Source organism: Deltaproteobacteria bacterium, assembly GCA_016874775.1.
GTDB lineage: Bacteria > Desulfobacterota > Binatia > Bin18 > Bin18 > VGTJ01.
On sequence record VGTJ01000012.1, the window covers coordinates 1 to 21,374 of the forward strand.

Annotated in this window: 22 protein-coding genes; 12 read left to right on the forward strand and 10 right to left on the reverse strand. The window is 51.9% G+C overall.

Annotation, left to right across the window (positions count from 1 at the left end; all coding sequences use genetic code 11):
- Nucleotides 1-41: 41 nt before the first annotated feature.
- The 4 genes from FJ147_03265 to mltG form a co-directional block, all read right to left on the reverse strand.
- Complete coding sequence (locus FJ147_03265) at nt 42-1,415, reverse strand: PAS domain S-box protein (protein ID MBM4254897.1); 1,374 nt, start codon at nt 1,413-1,415, stop codon at nt 42-44.
- A 214-nt stretch (nt 1,416-1,629) separates the two neighbouring features.
- Nucleotides 1,630-2,628, reverse strand: a complete 999-nt coding sequence (locus FJ147_03270) for an AAA family ATPase (GenBank protein ID MBM4254898.1) — start codon at nt 2,626-2,628, stop codon at nt 1,630-1,632.
- A gap of 3 nt (nt 2,629-2,631) precedes the next feature.
- On the reverse strand, nt 2,632-4,083 hold the full coding sequence (locus FJ147_03275) for a hypothetical protein (protein ID MBM4254899.1): 1,452 nt from the start codon (nt 4,081-4,083) through the stop codon (nt 2,632-2,634).
- Nucleotides 4,080-5,105: an endolytic transglycosylase MltG gene (mltG, locus tag FJ147_03280; GenBank protein MBM4254900.1), complete on the reverse strand. Its 1,026-nt coding sequence runs from the start codon at nt 5,103-5,105 to the stop codon at nt 4,080-4,082. The genes FJ147_03275 and mltG overlap by 4 nt, the downstream gene beginning before the upstream one ends.
- Nucleotides 5,106-5,270: 165 nt before the next feature.
- Between mltG and FJ147_03285 the strand changes: the two genes are divergently transcribed.
- The 12 genes from FJ147_03285 to FJ147_03340 all read left to right on the forward strand — a co-directional run bounded on the left by FJ147_03285 (nt 5,271) and on the right by FJ147_03340 (nt 14,577).
- On the forward strand, nt 5,271-7,274 hold the full coding sequence (locus FJ147_03285) for a hypothetical protein (GenBank protein ID MBM4254901.1): 2,004 nt from the start codon (nt 5,271-5,273) through the stop codon (nt 7,272-7,274).
- A gap of 63 nt (nt 7,275-7,337) precedes the next feature.
- Complete coding sequence (locus FJ147_03290; protein MBM4254902.1) at nt 7,338-7,739, forward strand: acyl-CoA thioesterase; 402 nt, start codon at nt 7,338-7,340, stop codon at nt 7,737-7,739.
- Nucleotides 7,740-7,808: 69 nt separating this feature from the next.
- Entirely contained in the window at nt 7,809-8,129 is a 321-nt protein-coding gene (rplU, locus tag FJ147_03295; GenBank protein ID MBM4254903.1) for a 50S ribosomal protein L21, read from the forward strand.
- A gap of 3 nt (nt 8,130-8,132) precedes the next feature.
- Complete coding sequence (locus tag FJ147_03300; GenBank protein MBM4254904.1) at nt 8,133-8,414, forward strand: 50S ribosomal protein L27; 282 nt, start codon at nt 8,133-8,135, stop codon at nt 8,412-8,414.
- Between the two features lie 88 nt (nt 8,415-8,502).
- Nucleotides 8,503-9,567 (forward strand): GTPase ObgE, encoded by a 1,065-nt coding sequence (gene obgE / locus FJ147_03305; protein MBM4254905.1) that lies wholly within the window; start codon nt 8,503-8,505, stop codon nt 9,565-9,567.
- A gap of 2 nt (nt 9,568-9,569) precedes the next feature.
- A complete protein-coding gene (proB, locus tag FJ147_03310; GenBank protein ID MBM4254906.1) occupies nt 9,570-10,703 on the forward strand; it encodes a glutamate 5-kinase in 1,134 nt (377 codons plus the stop codon).
- Nucleotides 10,704-10,854: 151 nt separating this feature from the next.
- A complete protein-coding gene (locus FJ147_03315; protein MBM4254907.1) occupies nt 10,855-12,111 on the forward strand; it encodes a glutamate-5-semialdehyde dehydrogenase in 1,257 nt (418 codons plus the stop codon).
- Nucleotides 12,112-12,151: 40 nt separating this feature from the next.
- Entirely contained in the window at nt 12,152-12,871 is a 720-nt protein-coding gene (locus FJ147_03320; GenBank protein MBM4254908.1) for a nicotinate-nucleotide adenylyltransferase, read from the forward strand.
- Nucleotides 12,868-13,263 carry a ribosome silencing factor gene (rsfS, locus tag FJ147_03325; protein ID MBM4254909.1) on the forward strand — a complete coding sequence of 132 codons (396 nt, stop codon included), beginning with the start codon at nt 12,868-12,870 and terminating at the stop codon, nt 13,261-13,263. Before FJ147_03320 ends, rsfS begins: the two co-directional genes overlap by 4 nt.
- Nucleotides 13,264-13,420: 157 nt before the next feature.
- On the forward strand, nt 13,421-13,852 hold the full coding sequence (locus FJ147_03330; protein ID MBM4254910.1) for a hypothetical protein: 432 nt from the start codon (nt 13,421-13,423) through the stop codon (nt 13,850-13,852).
- Between the two features lie 51 nt (nt 13,853-13,903).
- Nucleotides 13,904-14,119 carry a hypothetical protein gene (locus FJ147_03335; protein ID MBM4254911.1) on the forward strand — a complete coding sequence of 72 codons (216 nt, stop codon included), beginning with the start codon at nt 13,904-13,906 and terminating at the stop codon, nt 14,117-14,119.
- Nucleotides 14,120-14,166: 47 nt separating this feature from the next.
- Nucleotides 14,167-14,577: a hypothetical protein gene (locus tag FJ147_03340; protein MBM4254912.1), complete on the forward strand. Its 411-nt coding sequence runs from the start codon at nt 14,167-14,169 to the stop codon at nt 14,575-14,577.
- 72 nt (nt 14,578-14,649) lie between these two features.
- Here FJ147_03340 and FJ147_03345 read toward each other — a convergent pair whose 3' ends face one another.
- From FJ147_03345 to FJ147_03370, 6 genes are all read right to left on the reverse strand, one after another.
- Nucleotides 14,650-15,852: an ArsA family ATPase gene (locus FJ147_03345; protein MBM4254913.1), complete on the reverse strand. Its 1,203-nt coding sequence runs from the start codon at nt 15,850-15,852 to the stop codon at nt 14,650-14,652.
- Nucleotides 15,849-16,889, reverse strand: coding sequence for an ArsA family ATPase (locus FJ147_03350; GenBank protein MBM4254914.1), 1,041 nt, complete (start codon nt 16,887-16,889; stop codon nt 15,849-15,851). Before FJ147_03350 ends, FJ147_03345 begins: the two co-directional genes overlap by 4 nt.
- A 3-nt stretch (nt 16,890-16,892) precedes the next feature.
- Entirely contained in the window at nt 16,893-17,867 is a 975-nt protein-coding gene (locus FJ147_03355; protein ID MBM4254915.1) for a ketoacyl-ACP synthase III, read from the reverse strand.
- A gap of 61 nt (nt 17,868-17,928) precedes the next feature.
- Nucleotides 17,929-19,179 (reverse strand): beta-ketoacyl-ACP synthase II, encoded by a 1,251-nt coding sequence (gene fabF / locus FJ147_03360; protein MBM4254916.1) that lies wholly within the window; start codon nt 19,177-19,179, stop codon nt 17,929-17,931.
- Nucleotides 19,180-19,255: 76 nt separating this feature from the next.
- The gene (locus tag FJ147_03365; GenBank protein ID MBM4254917.1) at nt 19,256-20,044 is read right to left on the reverse strand and encodes an energy-coupling factor transporter transmembrane protein EcfT; all 789 of its coding nucleotides are present in this window, start codon (nt 20,042-20,044) and stop codon (nt 19,256-19,258) included.
- 72 nt (nt 20,045-20,116) lie between these two features.
- Nucleotides 20,117-21,346, reverse strand: a complete 1,230-nt coding sequence (locus FJ147_03370) for a hydantoinase/carbamoylase family amidase (protein ID MBM4254918.1) — start codon at nt 21,344-21,346, stop codon at nt 20,117-20,119.
- Nucleotides 21,347-21,374 lie beyond the last annotated feature (28 nt).

Here is a 21,374-nt window from a genome sequence, read left to right on the forward strand (position 1 = left end):
GTCGCCCGCGTTCATCCAGCTCTTCGACCAGACTTCGATACTTAGACCGAAGCCAGCACACAATGGTCTCGTCTCTCATCCCTGCTCTTGTGCAGAGGCTCTCCACTCCGGTCAATCACTATTGCGGTAAGTTGTTTCCTGCCACCGCCTAACTTCACCAGGTTCTTACTCACCGCTAACCCCAGCCACTGGCTGCGTTGGATCCGAGTCAACGTTGTGTTTGGTGCAGAGAGCGGAAATAGCGGGGCGAGTTGCGAGAGTTCAAACCCAGGGGCAGTGACGGAGAAACGAAAAGTGACACACGTTGGTGCACGGTGCGTCATCATGCCACGGATGGTCACGCTGCCAGGGGAGGGACTCGCGAGCGCATTTTCAATGATATTGGTAAACACCTGCCGCAATCGTCCAGGGTCTCCCCATAATGGGGTTGGCACATCATGTGACATGAGGCATGTCAATTCGACGCCGATATTTTCAGCGTGCTTGGTAAAGCGCCCAATCGATTCCTCGATTGTTGTGCGCAGATCAAACGCAATGGGTTCAAGTGAGAGCTTGCCTGACTCGAAGTTGCCGAAGTCGAGAATGTCATTGACTGTTGTTAACAGCGCGTCTGCTGCTTGGCGGCCAAGTTCTGTATATTGTTTCTGTTCAGGAGTCAGTTGGGTATCGCGTAACAAGCCTGTCGTTTGTAATGTCCCACCAACTGACAGCAGGAGGCGTTGGCTGAGATCCGCCAGGAACTCCGCTTTGGCAGCATTGGCCGTCTCCACTGTTTCTTTGTCTTGCGCAGCTTTTTCTTCTCGCCGCTTGTGCTCGGTAATATCGATCACGCGTGCCAACAGAAACGGCTGCTGGGCACGACGGAATTCTTTGATCACTAATTCGCCCCACAGTTCTTTGCCGCGCCGAGTTGTGTATGTCGCCTCCTTCGCCCATCGTCCTTGCTTGTTGGTACTCGTGAGGACTTCCAGCGCCTTTTCGTCTGTCAAGCGAACTCGTTGTAGGCTGCTAAATTCCACTCCCACCAGTTCGTCTTTGCTTGCCGCTTCAAATAGTTCGAGCGCGCGGGAATTCGCGTCGACAATCTCACCACTGAGGGGCTCAAGAAGAAAAAGTGCGTCGGGTGACGAGGCAAAGAGTGCTGGTAGGAGGTCTTCGTCTTTTTTCGACTGTTCTTCGACAGTCTGACCTTCTCCGGCAGCGAGAAGAAACCCGACAATTGCGGCTGCTATGAGAAAGAGGAAAATCAGCGGGAGACTGAAATTACTTCCGACAAGCAGCAAATAATTCAATCCGGCAATGGGCAACGCCAGGGTGGCAATAAAGCGTCGTACACTGACGATACGACTGCTGCTTGTAGTCGACGAGGAAGATCCCTCGTTCCGTCGAGCCTTTGCTGACTTTGCGGCTGGCATGTCTATGTCCTTCTTTCCACGCTTTGGGAGCTCTGGATGCCTGGGGCTTCCCTTAACAACTCAGACCCTCTAGGGAAAGACCGCAGTGATCTTCGTAGTTGCCGAATGCCAGCGTGATACGCTGAGTACCCCCTCATTGGTCCTCGGCACGCTCCACAGTGACAGCGCTTATGCAGTCTTTGTGGGTATCGGCTTGTATGGGGCGAGATTTACCCTATTTCTTAGGGATTCTTTTCAAGAGGAGGTCAATAATTTGATCTGCCGTCACATTTTCTGCTTCGGCCTGGAAGTTGAGGAGACAACGGTGACGTAGGGCTGGTAGGGTGACGTCAGCGATATCCTCAAAACTGACGTTCACGCGGTTGTCGAGCAAGGCGTTAACTTTTGCACCAAGGACGAGCGCTTGAGCCCCTCGTGGTCCTGGCCCGAAGCGAAGATACTGTGTGACTTCGGGAATGCTGCCCTGCTCTGTGCCAGGAGTTGCTGCAGCAATAAGACGGGCGATATACATGCCCAATGGGGGAGCCAGTAACACTTCGCGCACGAGCAGTTTCAGCTCTTCCACCAGCAGGTGGGCGCGGTCAGACGGCAGGACTTGACGGATTTGATAGCGTGACCCAGCGGTCGTACGTGCGAGAATCTCGGTTAATTCAACTGAGTTTGGTGGTTGGATAATTAATTTAAACAAAAAGCGGTCGAGCTGCGCTTCTGGCAGTGGATACGTCCCTTCAATTTCAATCGGGTTTTGTGTGGCCAAGACGAAGAACGGTGAATCAAGTGCATGCGTTTCTCCAAAAACGGTCACTTGTTGTTCTTCCATTGCTTCTAACAGGGCGGATTGCGTTTTGGGTGTCGCCCGGTTTACCTCATCAGCTAAGACAATGTTGGCGAAGATCGGACCGCGCTTAAACTCAAAATGGCGTGCCCCTGCACTGTCGGCTAGTAGTTGAGTGCCAACAATGTCGGATGGCATCAAGTCTGGAGTGAACTGGATGCGCTTGAATGTCAGTCCGAGTGCCTGGCTCAGCGATTTGACCATGAGGGTCTTACCGAGGCCAGGAACCCCCTCGATCAACACATGACCACTCGCGAAAAAGGCGGTGAGCACTTTCCTGACTGCCGCACGCTGGCCGACGATCACTCGTCCGACTTCTTCTTCAATGGCGGTAAAGAACCGTCGGAATTCTTTCACTCGTTCTTCTGGTGTTGGCATATGTCACTTGAGAATTGTACGGTACTCTAATGGTATGGGTTGTTTTGGTTGAATTTCACTAGCTGGTGCGTCCTTTAGCGGAGCATTGCTGTACGGTGTCTTAGGTTGGGCAGCGTCGTCGTTGTCTGTAAGCGTATCCCCTTTTCCTTGCGGTTCATTACCTGTCGGTATCCGAACCTTCACAAAGCGTGCATCTTTGGTCAGAAAGCCTCCCGGTTGCTCGCCAGGTTGAGAGAAACGCTCACCGCGTCCACCACTCGTTGGACCTTTCCCACCTTCCCCTTGTCCTGATTGCTGCGGATTCGGAGTTTCGCCTTTCTTTTCCTGATCTTGATTCGACTGGTCCTGTCCACCAGGCCGATTGGGGTCACTTCCTGGCGTGTTGCTATTGGGCGCCTGATTTTGCGCTGACTGTTGCTGCTCACCTGGTCCTTGTCCTCTATCCTCTTTCTTTTCTCCACTCTGCTGTTGAGGTTGATTAAATTTTATTCCCCCGCCACTCTCTTTCGGCTGTGGCTGGTTCTTGTTGTCAGATTGTTTCGTCTCTTGTGTTCCCGGTTGCTGCTGTTGTTGCTCTCCGCTCCCCGAGGATGAGGTGCCTTTTCCCTGTTCGCTCGGATCATTCGATTTTCCTGATGATTTGCCGTCCTGTTTCTGTTTTTCGCTCTGGTTCCCGTCTCCTGAGTCATTTTTGCTGTCATTGGCAAAAATTTTGAGATCAAAAGGCAGTATCTGCGGCATGGAGAGCTGAATTTTCTTCTGTGTCTCTTCAATCAGCTGCTGCTTTTCCTCTTGGGATAGCGTTGGGTCTTTGAGTTTCTCTGCCAGAGAACGCAGTTGTTGGCCTGCAGCTTGTTCCTGTGGCGGTGCTCCTTGCCGTGTCAATCGACGAGCTGCTTCTTCAAGCTTCTGAATTTCTTGTTCGGTAATAGAAGGCAGAGAGGTCGGAATCGACGCTTCAATATCTCCTGTTGGGGTAAAAAGTGAGGAAAGGACGATCAAAGCAAGAGTACACAGCGTAGATCCAACCCAAGAAACAAGCACGCGTCGATCGAGCTGAAATGGCACATCACGGTCCGGATGAAACGCAGCCGCTTTCTGTGCTACTTGGCCTTGAAGAATGGGGAATAGCGGGGAGCTGGTTTGTGTCGATGACGCCGTGGAAAAAGTGAGAAATCGGTCTTTGCTATCGGTCTTTTCGTCGATGAGGGTTGCGGCAAGGTCTTGTTCCACCGACCGCTTTGTGTGTCGAGCGAGGAGCGCGAGCCAGGTACCAAGCATGACGAGAGGACCGAGGATAAGTAACCGTGGAAGTGCGAGAAGGTCAACGAGTATCCCACAGCACCAGACAAGGGCGATCGCGATCGGGAGCATCACTCCCAAGCCGTTGATCTGTCGCTGCCGAACCAGCCGTTGCCTGGTTTGCGTAAGCAGTTGATCTGGAGACTCAGTCACGAACGCTGCCTTTTTTGATACCGTTGGACTGCACGGTTATGGGAAGTCAGGTCTGAAGAAAACTGGTGCGAGCCGTCACCCTTTGCCACAAAGTAGAGGTAGTCTTCATCGGCAGGGTGCAAAGCAGCCTGGAGAGACTTGAGGCCTGGGTTTGCAATTGGTCCTGGAGGCAAGCCGCGGATGACGTAGGTATTGTAAGGGGTGAACGTGCGCAGATGTTGGCGTGTCAGGTTGCCATCAAAGTCTTCTATCCCGTAGGTCACCGTGGGATCGCATTGGAGCAGAATCCCCTTACGTAAGCGATTATGCAACACAGCAGAAACTAAGGGCCGTTCTGGAGGGAATCCGGTTTCTTTCTCAACCAGTGAGGCTAATGTCACAACCTGATGGAGTGAGAAATTCAAGCTATCTGCCCGCCGATACATATCCGGCTGGACGACGCTATAGAAGCGTTTAATAATGATTTCGAGAATCTCCTCGGCTGAGGCAAAGCGAGAGAAGTAATAGGTATCAGGGAACAGGTACCCTTCCATCCCGTGTGGTGGGAGCCCCCATGTCTCCAAGAATACAGGGTCGGAGTTGAGGCAGAAGAAACTTTCTTCTGCCGCGAGCCCTTTCTCACTTAGTGCTGTCACAATCTGTCTAAACGTGTATCCCTCTGGGATCGTAACAACTACCCCGAGGCCTTGCCCTATCTGCAGGCGCTCTAAGAGCTCTATCGGTGAGAGAGCTTCGGTGAACTCATACTCGCCAGTTTTGATTTTACGATCAGCTCCAGTCCACCGTGCCCACCAGGAGAACAAGGTGCTATTGGTGACTAACCCCTTTTCAACTAGTTCCTGGGAAATCGCACGGAGTGAGATGCCCTTCGGTACAAGAACGACGACAGGTTGCTGGAGTGGTGGCCCGGGCGTGATCAGAAAATTATGCGCATACCAGACGGTGATTCCACTGGCCAAAATAAGGCCAAGTACGCAGAGAATAAAAATTTTTTTCACTGGGTGCACTACTACCACTGCTATGCTTGCAACTCAACCGCTCCAGGGTGAGGACCTGGGAGGTAGGTCGGATTTCACTTGACATTTTGTGCCATAGCTGGCAGGGTAGGGCATTCTTCTTTCCAGGAGAGAAGTCCAGGGGTGGGGTTGTGGTGACCAAAAGAAAATTTCTGCATCCGGGGGTGAGGTATGAGGTATGTTGTCCAAGCGAGGATACGCACCCTTCTGGCTCAGCAGTCTGGCCATATCCAACTTCTTATCTTTGCACCTATTCTGACACTGTTCCTTTTGAGCCTGGTTGTTCGTACCGCGAATTCCGCAGTTGACCCAACGGTAGAAAAAAAGAAGATCACGCAACAGTTGAAGCAGCGCCTTATTGAGGTGCGTAATGCTGAAGGAAGTCCGTCATCCCTTGCTAACCGGCCAGGGAATGGCTCTCCAACAGTGGCAAAGACCTTCAAGAATGAAGAGTCTGGTAAAGCTACCGGTCACGAGTCTCCAGCTCTTGTTTCCGCGACCCAAAGTCATAGCCTCCAGAGTGAATCCTCAACTGGAGAACGGTGGATTACAGTCGAGACCGAAATTGACGCGAAGCTGCTTTTGCAGCCGCTACCAGAGTCGCAGAAGATTGTAGCGTCACAAGATACAAGCGGGAAAAATCCAGCTCCTCTCAGCGAACAGAATTTTGCGACCATCAAATGGCAGGTTGCCAAGAACGGCTTTCGTGGGTTTTCGCTTCCTTCCACAAAGCCGAGCAAGCAAAGTAAGCAGAAAGACGAAAAAGGGCTGGTTGGAGTAGCACTTCGTAGCCCTGAAGATGTGAAGCGGGAGCTAGCGAACGCGACACCAAAAAGTTCGGCTCCAATTCTCACTGCAGCTATCACCCCGGTTCCTCTTCCCATACCAAAACTGACGCCTCCTAAGGAGGAGTCAGTTGTCTCCTACCCTGAACATCTGTCGTACCACGTCAAACGTAATCAGACTCTGGAAAAAATACTGAAAGAGGTGAAAGTTCCAAGAAAAGAAATGAGCCAGTGGACGACCGCAGCTCGGAAGCTTTCTGAGTTTCAGAGGCTCAAACCCGGACAAGTATTGGAGTTGTCCTTTTCCCAAGATATAGACAGTCCTGGACTGAGAATGGTCAGTCTAGCTCCAGAAGAAGAATTACAACTCATTCTTGAACGAAAAAATGCAAAACAGATCTCAGCCTCACGGATCCAGCCGCCGCTCCAACCTGTTTGGATTGTCTTAGGTGGGCGTGTGGAAAAAGGACTGTCCAAGTCTCTCAAGAAAACCGGATTGCCAGAACAGTTGGTGAAGAATGTCGTCAACCTGGAATGGGATGTCGATCTTTCTGATTTGCGGACAGGGGACTCCTTTAAGATTCTGGTCGAAGCTGTTCAACGCGGGCGAAAGATCGTCGAATACAAAACTGTCCTTGCCGCTGAGTTATTGAATGGCGGACAGACGTTCACTGCATTTTCGATTTCAGAAGAGCGAGAGGTGCTACGGAGAAAGCGCTTTGAAGAAAAATATCGTGGACAAGGCCTTGAGATAGAAAGCGAAGGACAGAAATTTCTTCGTTTTCCCTTGGAGTTCTCACGTATATCTTCATCGTTCTCTGAGTCCCGTGTTCACCCTATCTTGCACCGCGCTCGCCGTCACAACGGGATTGATTTTTCTGCCCCATATGGGACACCTGTTTATTCTGTAGCTAAGGGAAAAATCACTTTCGTTGGACGCAAGTCTGGATACGGGAATCTGGTTACAGTTGATCACCCCGGACCTTACGAAACAGCGTACGCACACCTCCAAAGTTTTGCCGCAGGTATAGAGGAAGGATCAGAAGTCGAGCAAGGGCGTGTTCTTGGTTATGTTGGTTCGACTGGTCTTGCGACCGGCCCTCATCTGCATTTCGAGCTGTTGAAAGAGGGAGTCTTTGTCAACCCATTTTCTGAACGCGCAGAAGATGTCGATGTTGCGGCACGAGAAGAGCAACCTGCCCCTGTGGACCCCGTTGTTGAGGCCAAGAAGCAGTCTTTCTTAGAGAAGCTTGCTACTCTCGATATCAGTGGCAAGGGACTTTCCTCGCTCGTGATTCTGCAACAGCATGAAACATCGGCGACTGCGGCAAGTGGTCGCCAAGAGAATGGGCCGAAACAAGCGTCGTCCCGGCAACGTATTCAACGTTAAGCTCGGCGCATCAAGTGATCTGGTGATCTGGAGACGCGGTATTTTCCTCTACCTGAGTGATAGATCGTGCTGAAACACGTCGAGAAAATACGCGTCCGCTGGGTCGATACCGATGCTTCGGGCCGCATTCACTATACTGCGGCTTTCCGCTATTTTGAAATAGCTGAGTGGGAGTTGTTCCGTCGTGCCGGGATACCGTTCCGAGAACATGAGAGAGAGTTTGGTTTACCGCGAAAGGAAGTTAAAGCAACTTTTCATGAGATGATCTCGGTCGATGATGAACTTGCTGTTCATATCGAACCGGAACGGATGGGCACGACATCGATTTCGTTCGTTATTGAAGTTTTCAAAGAGAAGCGAAACTGTATAAGTGGGAAAATTACGGTCGTGTTTGTCGGAAACGATGGCCGACCGATTCCTATCCCTGATTATATCCGCCAGGCACTTGCAGCCGAAAACCGTTAAACGTATTGTTCTCAATTCAAATTTCGTCGGGTCGTTGACAGAAACCAGCGGCTCACATAGGTGAGACTCATGCCGTATGCTGTTATTCGCACAGGTGGGAAACAATATCGCGTGACTCCAGGAGAGTTACTGCGAGTAGAATCGCTCCCTGGAGAAAAAGGTGGCGATATTACCTTTTCTGAAGTGTTGCTGACTTCATCTGAAGGGGCTGTACAAGTGGGCACTCCGCTTGTCTCTGGAGTGACTGTCTCTGCTCGTATCGTTGAACATGGGAAGGAAAAAAAGATTCTCGTGTTCAAGAAAAAACGACGGAAGAATTACAGTCGCCAACGTGGACATCGACAACATTTCACTGCGGTGCAAATTAAATCTATTAATATGGGAGGATAAGCCATGGCTCATAAAAAAGGACAAGGGTCGACCAGGAACGGTCGAGATAGTCCAGGCCAACGCCGTGGTATTAAGTTGTATGCTGGTCAGGTTGCCCGGGCTGGGAACATCATCGTGCGCCAGCTTGGGACCCGTATCCATCCTGGATTGAATGTCGGTATGGGGCGCGATTTTACCATCTTCTCGAAGATTGAAGGTGTCGTTCAGTATGAACGTGTTGGTAAAGATCGCAAACGCGTAAGTGTTTATCCGCAGTCAGCCGCTGCACCAGCCGCAGTTCAATAACGTACACCCTCAGGGGAGACCAGAGGCCCTGGTCTCCCTTAAATGAGTCTTCCTTATGAGAGCCCCGCTTGGGGCTCTTTCTGTTGTTATGCACTTTGTTGATGAAATACGGCTCCATGTAAAAGCCGGTGATGGTGGACGCGGCTGCGTTGCGTTCTTGCGCGAAAAATATCGCCCAAAGGGTGGTCCGGCTGGAGGAAACGGTGGGGACGGTGGCAGCGTGATCTTTCGTGTCGACCCACAATTGAGCACTCTGGTTGACCTCACTGCTCATAAGCATCTGCGGGCAGACGCAGGTGAAAATGGTCGCGGCAAAGACCAGCATGGCAAGAATGGAGCGCCCCTCGTCATTCGTGTACCACAAGGGACGCTTGTGAAGGACGAAACCTCTGGAGAACTCCTTGCCGATCTCAATACCCCTGGAGTTGAGGTGATTGTCGCGAAAGGGGGAAAAGGGGGGAAGGGTAATGCCTTTTTTGCCACTTCAACGAACCGAGCTCCACGCTTCGCCCAACCAGGAATACCAGGGGAAGAACGAACGATTGTGCTTGAGTTGCGGCTGCTTGCTGATGTGGGGCTAGTTGGATTTCCCAATGCGGGAAAATCCACCCTTATTTCCACAGTTTCTGCCGCCCGCCCGCGGATCGCAGATTATCCCTTTACTACTCTTACTCCGAACTTAGGGGTGGTTCGTTACAGTGAAGAAAAATCCTTCGTCATGGCCGATGTTCCTGGTCTGATCGAAGGTGCACACGAAGGACATGGATTGGGTATTCGTTTCCTGCGTCATCTTTCCCGTACCTCACTGCTTGTCCATTTACTCGATATCTCAGACCCGGAGCGCGATCCCTTGCACGATTATGATGTCATCAACCATGAATTAACGTGCTTTGGCGATGAACTCGGGGGACGCAAGCAGATTTTGGTGATCACCAAAATCGATCTGCCAACGACGCGCGAACGTTTTCCCGAGGTCCTAGAGGCCTTTGCGCGACGTGGCGTAGACGCATTCGCGATATCGGCTGCTACCAGAGAAGGGCTGAAGCCGTTGCTTGATCGCATTGTGCAAGAACTGGAGTTGCAGCGGGTGCAGGCTGCTCCTCAATCTGCAGTGCCGCCGACACCGCGTTTTGAACCAATACCGTGGGAATAGTCATGCTCCAGCATGCGCATAAAATGCGGATTCTTCATCGTGCGCGTCGTGTCGTGATCAAAGTCGGAAGCAGTGTGCTCTCGACTGCCGATGGCATTCAACAAGAAAGTGTTATTCGCCTGGTTCACGACCTCGCCGATCTGCGTCACCGAGGCAACGAGGTCATTCTTGTCACTTCCGGTGCAGTGGCCTCGGGCATGAGTCGGTTAGGCATGAAGACTCGCCCCAAGACCATTCCTGGCAAACAAGCCGCCGCTGCCGTGGGCCAAATTGCCTTGATGGCTCTGTATGAACGATATTTTTCTCAACACGAGGTGCATGTCGCGCAGATTCTATTGACGCATGACGATCTGGCGAACAGGAGACGCTACCTGAATGCAAAACACACGATGTTAACTCTGCTTGAGGCAAAAGTTCTGCCGATCGTTAACGAGAATGATACTGTTGCAGTAGAAGAGATTCAGTTCGGTGATAACGATAATCTCTCAGCTCTGGTGGCTGTCCTCGTGGAAGCTGATCTGCTAGTCATTCTCAGCGACGTTGCTGGACTCTACAATAAAGACCCGCGAGCCCACGCTGATGCACAGTTAGTCTCCCTGATTGAGAAAGTCGATAACGACGTGTTTGCCCAAGCTGGTGGGGTAGGGGCGCTCGGTCGGGGCGGAATGCTGTCCAAATTACAGGCAGCGCAGAAAGCTGCAGTCTCTGGTATCCCCACGATCGTGGCCGATGGTCGGCAAACACACACACTTGCCGCGGTCTTTGATGTGACGAAGGAGACGGGCACGCTGTTTCTGCCAGAAGCCGATCGCTTAACGAGTCGTAAACACTGGATTGCCTATATCCTCAAACCAGCGGGCGATTTGATTGTTGATCCTGGGGCGTGTACTGCCATTCGTGAACGAGGGCGGAGTCTCTTGTCCCCTGGTGTCCGTGAGGTCAGAGGCACATTTAGTGAGGGAGAGTGCGTGACCTGTTTTGATGATCTCGGCCGCGCATTTGCGCGTGGGTTGGTCAACTACAGTTCTGATGCCCTGGCACGGATAAAAGGGACCAAGACCAGCCAGATTGAGCAGATTCTTGGTTATAAAGTGAGTGACGAAGTCATTCACCGCGATGATCTCGCTCTTCTGTAAACAGGAAGATATGACCTTTGTGCACTTTACGATGTATCGTTCGGTACTGTCATTCTGAGTGAAGCGAGGAATCTCTCTGAGAGACCCTTCACCTCGTTCAGGGTGACATTTCCAAGGCGATAATCTCATGCCGTCTGAAAAGGAAATCGCTATGGACATTGAACAGATGGTCGTTTCCCTCTGCCAAGCCGCCAAGAAAGCTGCTCGGGTTGTTGCCCGCACGCCAACCCCCGTCAAGAATCAAGCGCTTCGTGCTGCAGCTACGCAGTTGCGTCAGAACAGCGGTCCCTTGTTGGCAGCGAATCTCCAAGATGTTGAAACCGGGCGAAAGAATGGTTTGTCGTCTGCCATGCTTGACCGTCTTACACTGACAGAAGCGCGTATAGATGCGATGGCTAAAGGACTCGAACTCATCGCTGACATCCCAGACCCTGTGGGAGAAACGATCAGCCAGTGGCGACGGCCAAATGGGCTAGAGATTGGCCAGGTGCGTATTCCCCTTGGCGTGGTAGGGGTTATCTATGAATCACGTCCCAATGTTACCGCCGATGCTGCAGGACTCGCTCTGAAAGCTGGCAATGCCGTCATCCTCAAAGGTGGATCCGAAGCCTTCCGCACGAATGGTGCGATCACTGATATTCTCACGTCCGCGGCAGTCAGCGCAGGGCTACCAGAAGTATCGATCCAGTTGATCCGGTCAACTGATCGCCAAGCTGTTGCCGCGCTGCTCCGGCAGGAGCAATTCGTCGATGTGATTATTCCCCGGGGCGGAGAAGAACTTATTCGTGCTGTCACTGAACGTTCGGCGGTTCCGGTCATCCAACACTTTTCTGGTATTTGTCACACATATGTTGATGTAGACGCTGACCTTGCTAAAGCGGCAACGATTTGTATGAACGCAAAAGTGCAACGTCCGTGGGTGTGCAACGCTATGGAAAATCTGCTCGTACATAAATCCATAGCGCCACAGTTTCTCCCCGGCTTCATTGCTGATCTGGAAAAAGCTGGGGTTGAAGTGCGAGGGTGTGAGCGGACACAACAGCTTACCCCTCAAGTCAAAGCTGCAACCGACCACGACTGGCGGACAGAGTATCTCGACTTAATTCTTGCCGTCAAAATCGTTGATTCTCTCGATGAAGCGTTAGATTTTATTCACCACAATGGCTCTGGACTCGCCGACGCGATTGTCAGTGAGAATTACTCGCATGTTCGCCGGTTCTTGGCTGAAGTCGATTCTGCAACTGTCTACGCCAATGCTTCGACGCGTTTCACTGATGGTTATGAATTCGGCTTTGGCGCAGAAGTCGGCATCTCAACTAACCGCTTGCATGCCCGCGGCCCGATGGGCGTACGCGAACTTACAACCTATAAATATGTCATTCAAGGTAACGGACAGATACGGGAATAGAGAATTCAGCAAGTCAGAAGGAGACTGGCCAAGTGACAAAATGGGGAACAGGGATTTGGCAGATCTCAATGCTGTGAAACCCGTATCGGAGAATCGCACCCTAAGAGTTGGCATTCTTGGTGGGACGTTTAATCCGATCCATCTCGGTCATCTGCGTAGCGCCGAAGAGATCCGTGAAGCCTTCGCGCTTGACCGTATCTATTTCGTGCCTGCCGCTCAGCCACCACATAAAAGTAGCCACGGGCTCGTCTCTGCCGTTCATCGTTTCAAAATGGTAGAGCTTGCCATTGCCGATAACCCATACTTTTTTCCTTCGGCAAGCGAACTTGAACGCTCAGGGCCATCATACTCGATTGATACGATCCGTCGGTTTCGCATGGATCTACCCTCCTCTTCGTTGTTCTTTATCTTAGGTTTTGATGCCTTTCGCGAAATTCATACCTGGAAAGAGTATCCGCTCATTCCTGCCCTATGTAATATGATTGTGACCTCTCGTCCTGGGGTGTCGGTACCGCCAATTGATCAGATTCTTCCTGTTGCTCTGCAAACAATGCTTTGGTACGATCCCGCCACGAAGATGTATTGTCACGCTTCTGGTTGTTGCCTCGCTTTTTACGAGATTCAGGGACTAAGCATTTCTGCCTCACAGGTCCGTCAGCTTGCGTTACAAGGCAAATCCCTTCGTTACCTTGTTCCTGCGGCTGTGCATACCTACATCAGTGAGCACGACCTTTATAAACAAGAGGAGTCAGAGCATTGAGAAATCCTGAGAGCTGGGAAAAAGCTCTCTTGTGTGCACAAGCGGCACTCGACAAGAAAGCCTACGATCTCGTAATCCTTGAAGTCGGAGAGTCTACGACGATTGCTGAGTATTTTGTTGTGTGTACGGGACGGTCGGACATCCAAGTCCAGGCCATCTGTCGCGCGATAGAAGAAGTGCTGGCCAAAGCTAAGACCAAGCCACTTGCAATTGAAGGGTTTACCCACGGTCAGTGGGTCCTCATTGACTGCGGAGATGTCATTGCCCATGTCTTTTATGAAACAGCCCGCCAATTCTACAATATTGAAGGATTGTGGGGACAAGCACCACGCCCTCAGTTGCCGGAACCGTATCGTACACAAGCGCAGCATCTGCGCATTGCCAGTGCGTGATTTTTCCTCTTCCTGGCTCGACGCCCGTTGGGTCTACGCTGCAGAAATTTGTAGAAAATTTTCCCTTCTGCCCTATCCTGTCTTTCTTTTCGTAAATCTTTCGCTTTATACTAGGTGAAAGGTTGCGTGTTGGTTCTTGTGAACCAACGGAGAAAATATGGGCCGCACTTCGCTCCCTTCTGAAACGCTGTATTACGGAAGTGATCGACAACAGCAATACTGGGAGAATGAATCCCAAACTTTACGCATCGTGCGTGAGAGCACTTCCTCGATATGGCTTGCGTACCGCAAGGAGGACGGGACCTATCATCCAGTGCCGGCACGACAGCCAACGCGGGCGGTTGCAAGAAAGCGGAGGCGAAAGAAAATCATTGATTCCCAACCACTTGCGGGGAGAAGTGCTGAGGAAGTGGTGGAGCAATTACGCAAAGCGCATCATTTGCATTTGTTTCTTGAACAGCGCCTGCGACGATGGATGAACAAAAATTCCGGAGAGCGGGTTCTTGCCTTTCTTGATCCGAATCAAGGCGGAGCCCCGGTGATGAAAGATCCAGGCCTTCATGTGTCGCGTTCAGCCTTAGAAGAGTAATAATAATAGAGCTTCACAAGACTGCACCTACAGAGGCAAAAGGAGACCCCCATGTCAGCAAGAGAATGGCCACACTGCCAAAGTTGCCATAAAGGAGTCCTCCTCCCATTATCTGACTACGGGCCACAAGGAAACGATATTCCTTTCAAAACCTGGGCGTGTAATAATCCCACCTGCGGGTTTTCTCTCCGCATCGACAAAGGGCAAATTAGCCTCGGTCAGCCGATTCGCGTCAAAGTGAACGGTGGAGAGCCGCGCAAATATTAGCAACCGCCGTCCAAAGATGCGGTCCGGTGCCTTATAAAGGAGGGGACATGACGCCCGAACAAGTACGTGACCAGAACAAAGAAGTGGTGCGACGCGCAATCGCCGCGATCAGCCGAGGGGACTTAGAAGGATTCATGACCGACGCCGACGAGAATATCACCTTAAGTGTTATGGGTGCGGCCATTCCCCCGATTCAGGGAAAGCAGAAGGTGTTGAAGGGGTTGCGCAATGCCCTTGGCGCGCGACTCGAGGGCAACGGCACAATCAAGGTGACGATCGAGAATCTGATTGCCGAGGGAGATTTCGTCGCTGAACAATCCCGTGGAGTTGCACGGACGAAAGACGGCAAAGATTACAACAATACCTATTGTCGTGTCTGGCGGATCACCAACGGCAAGATTCAAGCGATGCAGGAATACCTTGATACCGAGCTCGTGCGGTCGGCGCTTCTTGGGTAGTAAAAATTAGGCGTATTGGCGATTGACCAGGCATTGGCGAAGTTTGCAGAGGTACAGCGAATGTACCTCTTTTTATTTGTCTTTGTGCTTTCGCCGTGGCTTTGGGGGTGCTGTCGTCGGAAAAAGATGGGAAGCCAAATTGATCAGGCCACGAAAATCCCCCGGAAACTCAGGGAACACTGGAACGCGAATAAGTGGTGTGGTTGACGACAACTGCTCGGCGAACTGGGTGAAGCGAATTGTTTCTCCCTGCGCAAGGGTTTGATGCGCAAGAAAGTTTTTGACTAGCCATTCTTGTGCCTGCGTGTCAGTGGCAGTAGACGTGACAGCACGAGACAGTTGCTCAACCAATGCGCTTCCTATCTGCTCTTCAGCAATCCGCGCATCCACGTCTGCGTGCGTACGGTTGAAGATCACTGCTTTCAGGGCAATGGTGAGGCGATCAAGGTCAGTGAGAAATTGTGTTGCTTCAGTGAGGACTTCTTCCTCCAGTGTAGAAACAAGGACAAAAGCCGTTTCCTCGCTTGCCAGCAAAGCACTGACTCGCTGAAAACGTTCGCCGAAATCATCGAACATCCCTTGCATCGTGGTAAAGAAATCAGAGATTTCGGCTAAGGCGGAAATTCCGGTCGCTTCCTCGATTTTGCGCAACAGAAAGGCTGTGGTTTTATTCATTGCCGAGAAGATGCTCCACCCACCAGCCGGACGCACAAACCATTTACGCGCCCGACTATCAAGAAATCGCTGCAATCGTTGCGGTGCTTCAAGAAAATCGAGGGCCTGGCGAGCCGGGGGGGTGTCGACCACAATGAGGTCATATGTTCCCTGTTGGACGAGCGATGCGAGGGTATCGAGGGCAATATATTCATGTGATCCCGCAAAGGTGCGAGATAAGCCTTGATAAAAACGATTGGCGAGGATGCGCTCACGAATCTCGATCGTTGGTGCATAACGAGCAATGGCGGCATCCCATGCACTCGGTTGATCAATGAGTAAAGCGGTAAGCGTTCCACTCGGGTTCAACCCGTACGCTCGAAACGTCTCGGACGGAACCGGTTTCCCTTGTGCATTAGTCGGATCAATGCCAAAGCAATCGGCCAACCGCTTCGCTGGATCGATCGTCACGACTGCAGTTTGGCGTCCAGAAAGCGCTCCCCATAACGCAAGTGAGGCGGCAGTGGTCGTTTTGCCTACGCCGCCACTGCCAACACAAACCACCACACGATGATCTGCGATCACAGAGGAGAGGTCCGTTGGCCGCGATTTTTCTTTCATGAATGCTGGGGTGTCACTGACTTGGGTTTTTTTCTTTTGTTGGTGGTAGAGGTGGTCTTCCCCACCGATGATGGAATCACCGAGAAAGAAAGCTGCTCGACAGAAGTGACCTCAAACTTTGCGGCTGGCACGAGCGGAAGATGAAGCACCGGCAGTGGCAGGTCGTTGAGAGGTTGTAACCGTAGTTGTTGCGCTTCAGTTAATGCTGCCTCTTCCTGACCACACTTAAGCAATTGTTCCACCAGGGACTGCTCAGCCTGTGAGACTGAGAGCTGTGCTCTCAGAGCTGCAATGGCTTGAGCACGTAGTGGAGCTTGGTGGAGGCGGTTAATGAATAACGCGCCAATTGGCAAGCGAAGTTCTTGCGCGACTTGCTGATACGCATCTTGCGTCTCACTCACGGCCAGCTCATCTGCCGTTGTGACAAAATTGATCGCGGTTTTTTCTCTGTCTCGGAGTAATGATAAGATACGATCAGATTCGTAACCGACAATTCCACCGAATGCTTCGTGGGCTGCGTGTGGCATGTGCAGATACTGGAGGCTGTGGCCAGTCGCTGGTAAATCGACCAGCAGCATATCCCACAACGGCTGTTCGGTATGAGGATCGCGCTTGCGTTCTTCGTACCAAACCTTTCCCATGGTCAGCAATTCTTTCAGTCCTGGAGCTGCTGCAACAAAATACTGATACGCACGACTTTCGACGATAGCCCGCAGGAGAGGTTTCACCGGAATGATCAACTGTAAGTATTCTTCCAGCGCAACTGCACCGCCAGTGGAAAGCACAGAGAGTGAAGGCGAGAACTCGCGTGGTGCTCGATGTTCGTTATGGAGAGCAGGGAAGCCCAACAATCGCGCTGCACGAGTATTCTCATCAAATTCGATAAGAAGGGTCTTTTTTCCGTAGCGTGAGAACGCCAAGGCCACGCTTGCGGCGACGGTCGTTTTACCGACCCCGCCCTTACCAACAAAAAACAGCAAGCGTTTCTGTACAAGGGCTGCAACTGCGGGAGACAACAGAGAATCCGTAGGTGGCACGGGTTACCACCGCACGACCGAGGCTCCCCACGTCAATCCGCCACCACAGGCATTCAAAACCACGATGTCATTGTCACGGATCTTGCCTTGACGAACGGCTTCATCAAGCGCGATAGGAATGGATGCTGCAGACGTGTTGCCGAACTGCTGCACGTTGCAATAAACTTTATCCATCCCGACCCCCATACGCTCAGCCACGGCTTTGATAATACGCAGGTTGGCTTGATGAGGAATCATGAGATGCATATCACTCGCCCCCAGCCCTGCACGCTCCAGTGCCTTGCTCGCAACATCAGATAATGAGCGTACCGCGACCTTGAACAACTCCGGCCCTTTCATCTGAATACCCCACTCTTTGGGGTGCGACCCTTCTTGGTCGAACGCCTGACGGTGACCAGAGCGAACGTAGAGTAAATTCCATAGTGATCCACTGGATTCGATCACTGTACTGAGCAGTCCACGATCACCAGGCTGCACATCCAGAACGATTGCTCCTGCTCCGTCGCCAAATAACACACAGGTAGAGCGATCTTCCCAATTCACCATCTGGCTCAGCGCATCAGCCCCGACCAAAAGCATGCGACCATATTCACCGCTCTTGGCATAGCTGTGGACAACCGACATTCCATAGACAAATCCAGCGCACGCCGCGTTTACATCAAAGGCTGGAACGGTGTCGATACCAAGGCGCGCCTGCAACAAACATCCAGTTGAAGGGAAATAATAATCGCCAGAAACTGTGGCAACCACGATGGCTTGTAAATCACTGGCTTTTAATCCAGAGGCTTGCAACGCCTGTACGCTCGCTTCGTGCATCAAATCGAGAATATCTTCGCGCTGTTTCATCGCCCGTCGTTCTTCAATGCCGGTGCGCGAAACGATCCAGTCATTGCTGGTGGCGACGCGTTTTTCCATGTCCGCATTCGTGAGACGGGTCGGCGGCACAGCGGAACCAGTGCCAATGATACGTGCGCCCATGCGCAAGCCCTTTCTGTTGTGTTCAGTGATGTCGGAGCAATGGACCGTCAGGAGTGTGCGGTTATTCGGTCCACTTGCGAAAAGCTAAACAGGCATTGGTGCCACCAAAGCCAAACGAATTCGATAATGCAACACGAATCGAGGCTTTGCGAGCAGTATTCGGGACATAATCAAGATCACATTCGGGGTCTGGTTCTTCATAGTTAATGGTCGGCGGAAGCATACCGCGGTCCACTGCCAATACAGAATATACGGCTTCCACCCCACCAGCTGCGCCTAACAAATGACCAGTCATCGATTTGGTTGAACTCACTGCGATACGCGCCGCATGTTCACCAAAGACGCGTTTGATCGCTTGCGTCTCGGTTGCGTCGTTGTACGGTGTCGAAGTGCCGTGCGCGTTGATGTAATCCACTTCATACGGGTCGAGATCCCCGCTTCGTAAGGCCATGCGCATACAACGGACTGCCCCTTCGCCCTCAGGAGAGGGAGCGGTCATGTGATAAGCATCGGCGTTGGCCCCGTAACCGACCACCTCAGCGTAAATCTTTGCTCCACGCCGTTTCGCCATGTTCAGCTCTTCAAGGATAACGACTCCCGCTCCTTCTGACATGACAAATCCATCACGATTTTTATCAAATGGACGACTTGCCTTTTCAGGTTCATCATTACGTGATGACACAGCTTTGAGTGCAATGAACCCACCCAGCCCAAGCGGAGTCAGCGCCGCCTCGGCACCACCAGCAATCACCGCATCTTGCTCCCCTAAACGAATCAACCGGAAAGCTTCACCAATCGCATGCGCTCCAGAAGAGCACGCGCTTGTCGGTGTGTAGCTAATACCTTTCGCGCCATAGCGAATAGAGATTTGTCCAGGTGCAAGGTTAGCGATCAGCTTGGGAATGAAGAAGGGAGAGACTTTTTTCAAGCGCGTTTCCAAGAAGAGCTTATGGTACTCTTCAATGCTGGTGAGCCCACCGATACCAACGCCGACGATGGTCCCCACCATGTCTTCGTTTTCTGGTGTAATCGGCAGACGCGATTCATCCATCGCCATTTGGGCCGCAGCTACAGCGTACTGGATGAACGGGTCCATCTTCTTTACGTCTTTCTTTTCGATGAAGTCTTCAGGGGCAAAGTCTTTGACTTCACCGGCAATGCGCGTAGGAAAGTCAGAGACATCGAAGCGCGTTACCGGACCAACGCCAGAACGGCCCTCCATCAACGCTTGCCAATTTTTCTCGACACCAGTGCCAAGCGGACTGACCACCCCCACCCCGGTAATAACAACACGTCGTCGCTCGCGGTCCATATATCTCCTGCCTTTACCAGCGTACTTCTACGGAAGTTCGTGTAATCTTAATGGCTCTCATGGCGGTCTGCAACCACTACGGCAGCACGGGAATCCGCCCATAGCCAAGCCGCCAGAAATATACATAGAGAACGGCGAGACTGAATACGGTAAATAGGGCCAACGTATCTCCGCCGTTCCATAAGACACGCTGATACGATGTGCGCGTCCGACCGGAGTTAAAGCCGCGTACCTCAAGTGCAACGGCCATTTGATCCGCTCGTCGCAATGCCCCCATGAAGACGGGAATCATCACAAAAACGTAGTGACGCAACCGTTGTAGCAACGGACCACGACTCATATCGAGCCCACGACAGCGCTGTGCTTGAATGACAGTGAAGGCTGCTTCAAGAAAAAGCGGAACCAAGCGAAACGCCAAAGTGATAGTGAAACCTATCCGATATGGAAGCCCGAGCAGAGTAAAAGCGTAGGCAAACTCTTCAATACGCGTGGTAGATAAAAAGAGGATGCCAGTAGCGAGGAACGTACTCAGCTTCAGCGCCGTGCCAAGCCCGAACATCATTCCTTCGCGTGTCACTGGTACGTCAGGAAACATCGCAAGTGGAGATCCGCGCCCATAAAACACGCTCCAGATAATGATCGTAAAGGTAAAAATAAAGAAGAATAGGATACGTAAGCGACGAAGATTCGTGACTGAGTCGGTCAGCCAGATTAGCGTGAACATTCCGAGACTAATCGGCAAAATGAACAACGGGTGATCTACGACAAACGCGGCAATAAAAAACAGCAACATCCCCAGCACCTTCACAAGTGGGTGACGGCGATGAACAAACGTACGACGGTCGAGATAAAGAAACAGTGGCATAGCGGGCAATGGATGGTGAAGAATGTAAAATGAGAGAGTTATTTTTCTTGGTTCTGTAGCAAGTGAGAAACTTCATGAACGCTTTGCGTTGCTTTCGGCTAGTGCGTGGACAGTATCGGCAAGCACATCGATCCCCAGGCAAATATCCGCCTCGTTGGTGTCTTCGGTAATATCATGGCTGCGACCGCCAATACTGGGAATAAACAGCATCGCCGTCGGTACGTGACGAGTTAACACCATCGCGTCATGGCCAGCACCGCTCGGCATACGTAGGCTCGCTGCTCCACGACTAAGTGCGGCAGCTTCGATCATCGTAGCCACACGTTCATCCATCTCAGCCGGTGAGATACGAATCAGTTCGTTTGCCTGTACACTAACACCACCACGACCATTCGCTTGTGTGGCTGCAGCAATAATCTCACCTTGCATACGATCAAGCGTCACTTCCGATACGTCACGAAATTCGATGAGTACTCGTGCAAGATTCGGAACAACGTTGCCAGCGCCGGGTTCGAAGACGATATGTCCGAAGTTCCACACGCTGTCAGGACTACGAACCTGCGCGAACCGCTGCATGAGATCGTGACAATATGAGATCAACGCACCACCAGCGTCTTTACGCAAATGCATCGGCGTAGTGCCAGCGTGGTCAGCTTGTCCGGTGCACGTGACGTGCACACGTCGGATACCCACAATCCCTGTGACAACACCAATTTTTTTGCCTTCGATTTCAAGCCGCGGTCCTTGCTCGATATGACCTTCGAGATACGCAACATGCCGGCCCGGATCTAGTTTCACGCGTGGACGGCCTGCGTAACCGGATTCGCTCAGTGCCTCACGCAGTGTCGTTCCTTGCTGACTTTTCGCTGCCTCTATGTCCGCATCAGACAACTGCCCGCAGAAGGAAAGACTCCCTGCCAACGCGCGATAGGTCCCTTCTTCATCAGCAAAGGAAATGACATCGACACCGACATCGCTTTGCACGCCAGCTTCAATACGCGACCGTGCAATCTCCAACCCGTACAACACACCCATCGCCCCATCTAACCAGCCACCTTTCGGCACTGAGTCTGTGTGTGATCCCATAAGGATAGCTTTGCTAACCCCTTTGGTTCGCCCGTATACATTGCCGATACCATCAATCTGCGCGTCGAGACCAGCCTCGATCATCCGCTGTAACAACCAGTGTCGTGCTGCTCCGTCTTCGGGAGTGAATGAGAGCCGATGCACGCCAGTCCTCACCTGGCCAAACTTCGCCAACGTACGTAGATCATCGAGTAAGCGGCGGTAGTGTATTTGCATGAACGCCTCTTTTCTTGATTGGCCCATG

Bases quoted from the DNA above. Each gene is read 5' to 3' on its own strand.
- FJ147_03285 (MBM4254901.1), top strand. From the start codon at position 5,271: ATGAGGTATGTTGTCCAAGCGAGGATACGCACCCTTCTGGCTCAGCAG.
- FJ147_03365 (MBM4254917.1), bottom strand. From the start codon at position 20,044: ATGCCACTGTTTCTTTATCTCGACCGTCGTACGTTTGTTCATCGCCGT.
- FJ147_03355 (MBM4254915.1), bottom strand. From the start codon at position 17,867: ATGGGCGCACGTATCATTGGCACTGGTTCCGCTGTGCCGCCGACCCGT.
- proB (MBM4254906.1), top strand. From the start codon at position 9,570: ATGCTCCAGCATGCGCATAAAATGCGGATTCTTCATCGTGCGCGTCGT.
- FJ147_03300 (MBM4254904.1), top strand. From the start codon at position 8,133: ATGGCTCATAAAAAAGGACAAGGGTCGACCAGGAACGGTCGAGATAGT.
- FJ147_03330 (MBM4254910.1), top strand. From the start codon at position 13,421: ATGGGCCGCACTTCGCTCCCTTCTGAAACGCTGTATTACGGAAGTGAT.
- FJ147_03340 (MBM4254912.1), top strand. From the start codon at position 14,167: ATGACGCCCGAACAAGTACGTGACCAGAACAAAGAAGTGGTGCGACGC.
- FJ147_03335 (MBM4254911.1), top strand. From the start codon at position 13,904: ATGTCAGCAAGAGAATGGCCACACTGCCAAAGTTGCCATAAAGGAGTC.
- FJ147_03370 (MBM4254918.1), bottom strand. From the start codon at position 21,346: ATGCAAATACACTACCGCCGCTTACTCGATGATCTACGTACGTTGGCG.
- FJ147_03265 (MBM4254897.1), bottom strand. From the start codon at position 1,415: ATGCCAGCCGCAAAGTCAGCAAAGGCTCGACGGAACGAGGGATCTTCC.
- FJ147_03270 (MBM4254898.1), bottom strand. From the start codon at position 2,628: ATGCCAACACCAGAAGAACGAGTGAAAGAATTCCGACGGTTCTTTACC.
- FJ147_03315 (MBM4254907.1), top strand. From the start codon at position 10,855: ATGGACATTGAACAGATGGTCGTTTCCCTCTGCCAAGCCGCCAAGAAA.
- rplU (MBM4254903.1), top strand. From the start codon at position 7,809: ATGCCGTATGCTGTTATTCGCACAGGTGGGAAACAATATCGCGTGACT.
- FJ147_03345 (MBM4254913.1), bottom strand. From the start codon at position 15,852: ATGAAAGAAAAATCGCGGCCAACGGACCTCTCCTCTGTGATCGCAGAT.
- fabF (MBM4254916.1), bottom strand. From the start codon at position 19,179: ATGGACCGCGAGCGACGACGTGTTGTTATTACCGGGGTGGGGGTGGTC.
- FJ147_03320 (MBM4254908.1), top strand. From the start codon at position 12,152: ATGGGGAACAGGGATTTGGCAGATCTCAATGCTGTGAAACCCGTATCG.
- obgE (MBM4254905.1), top strand. From the start codon at position 8,503: ATGCACTTTGTTGATGAAATACGGCTCCATGTAAAAGCCGGTGATGGT.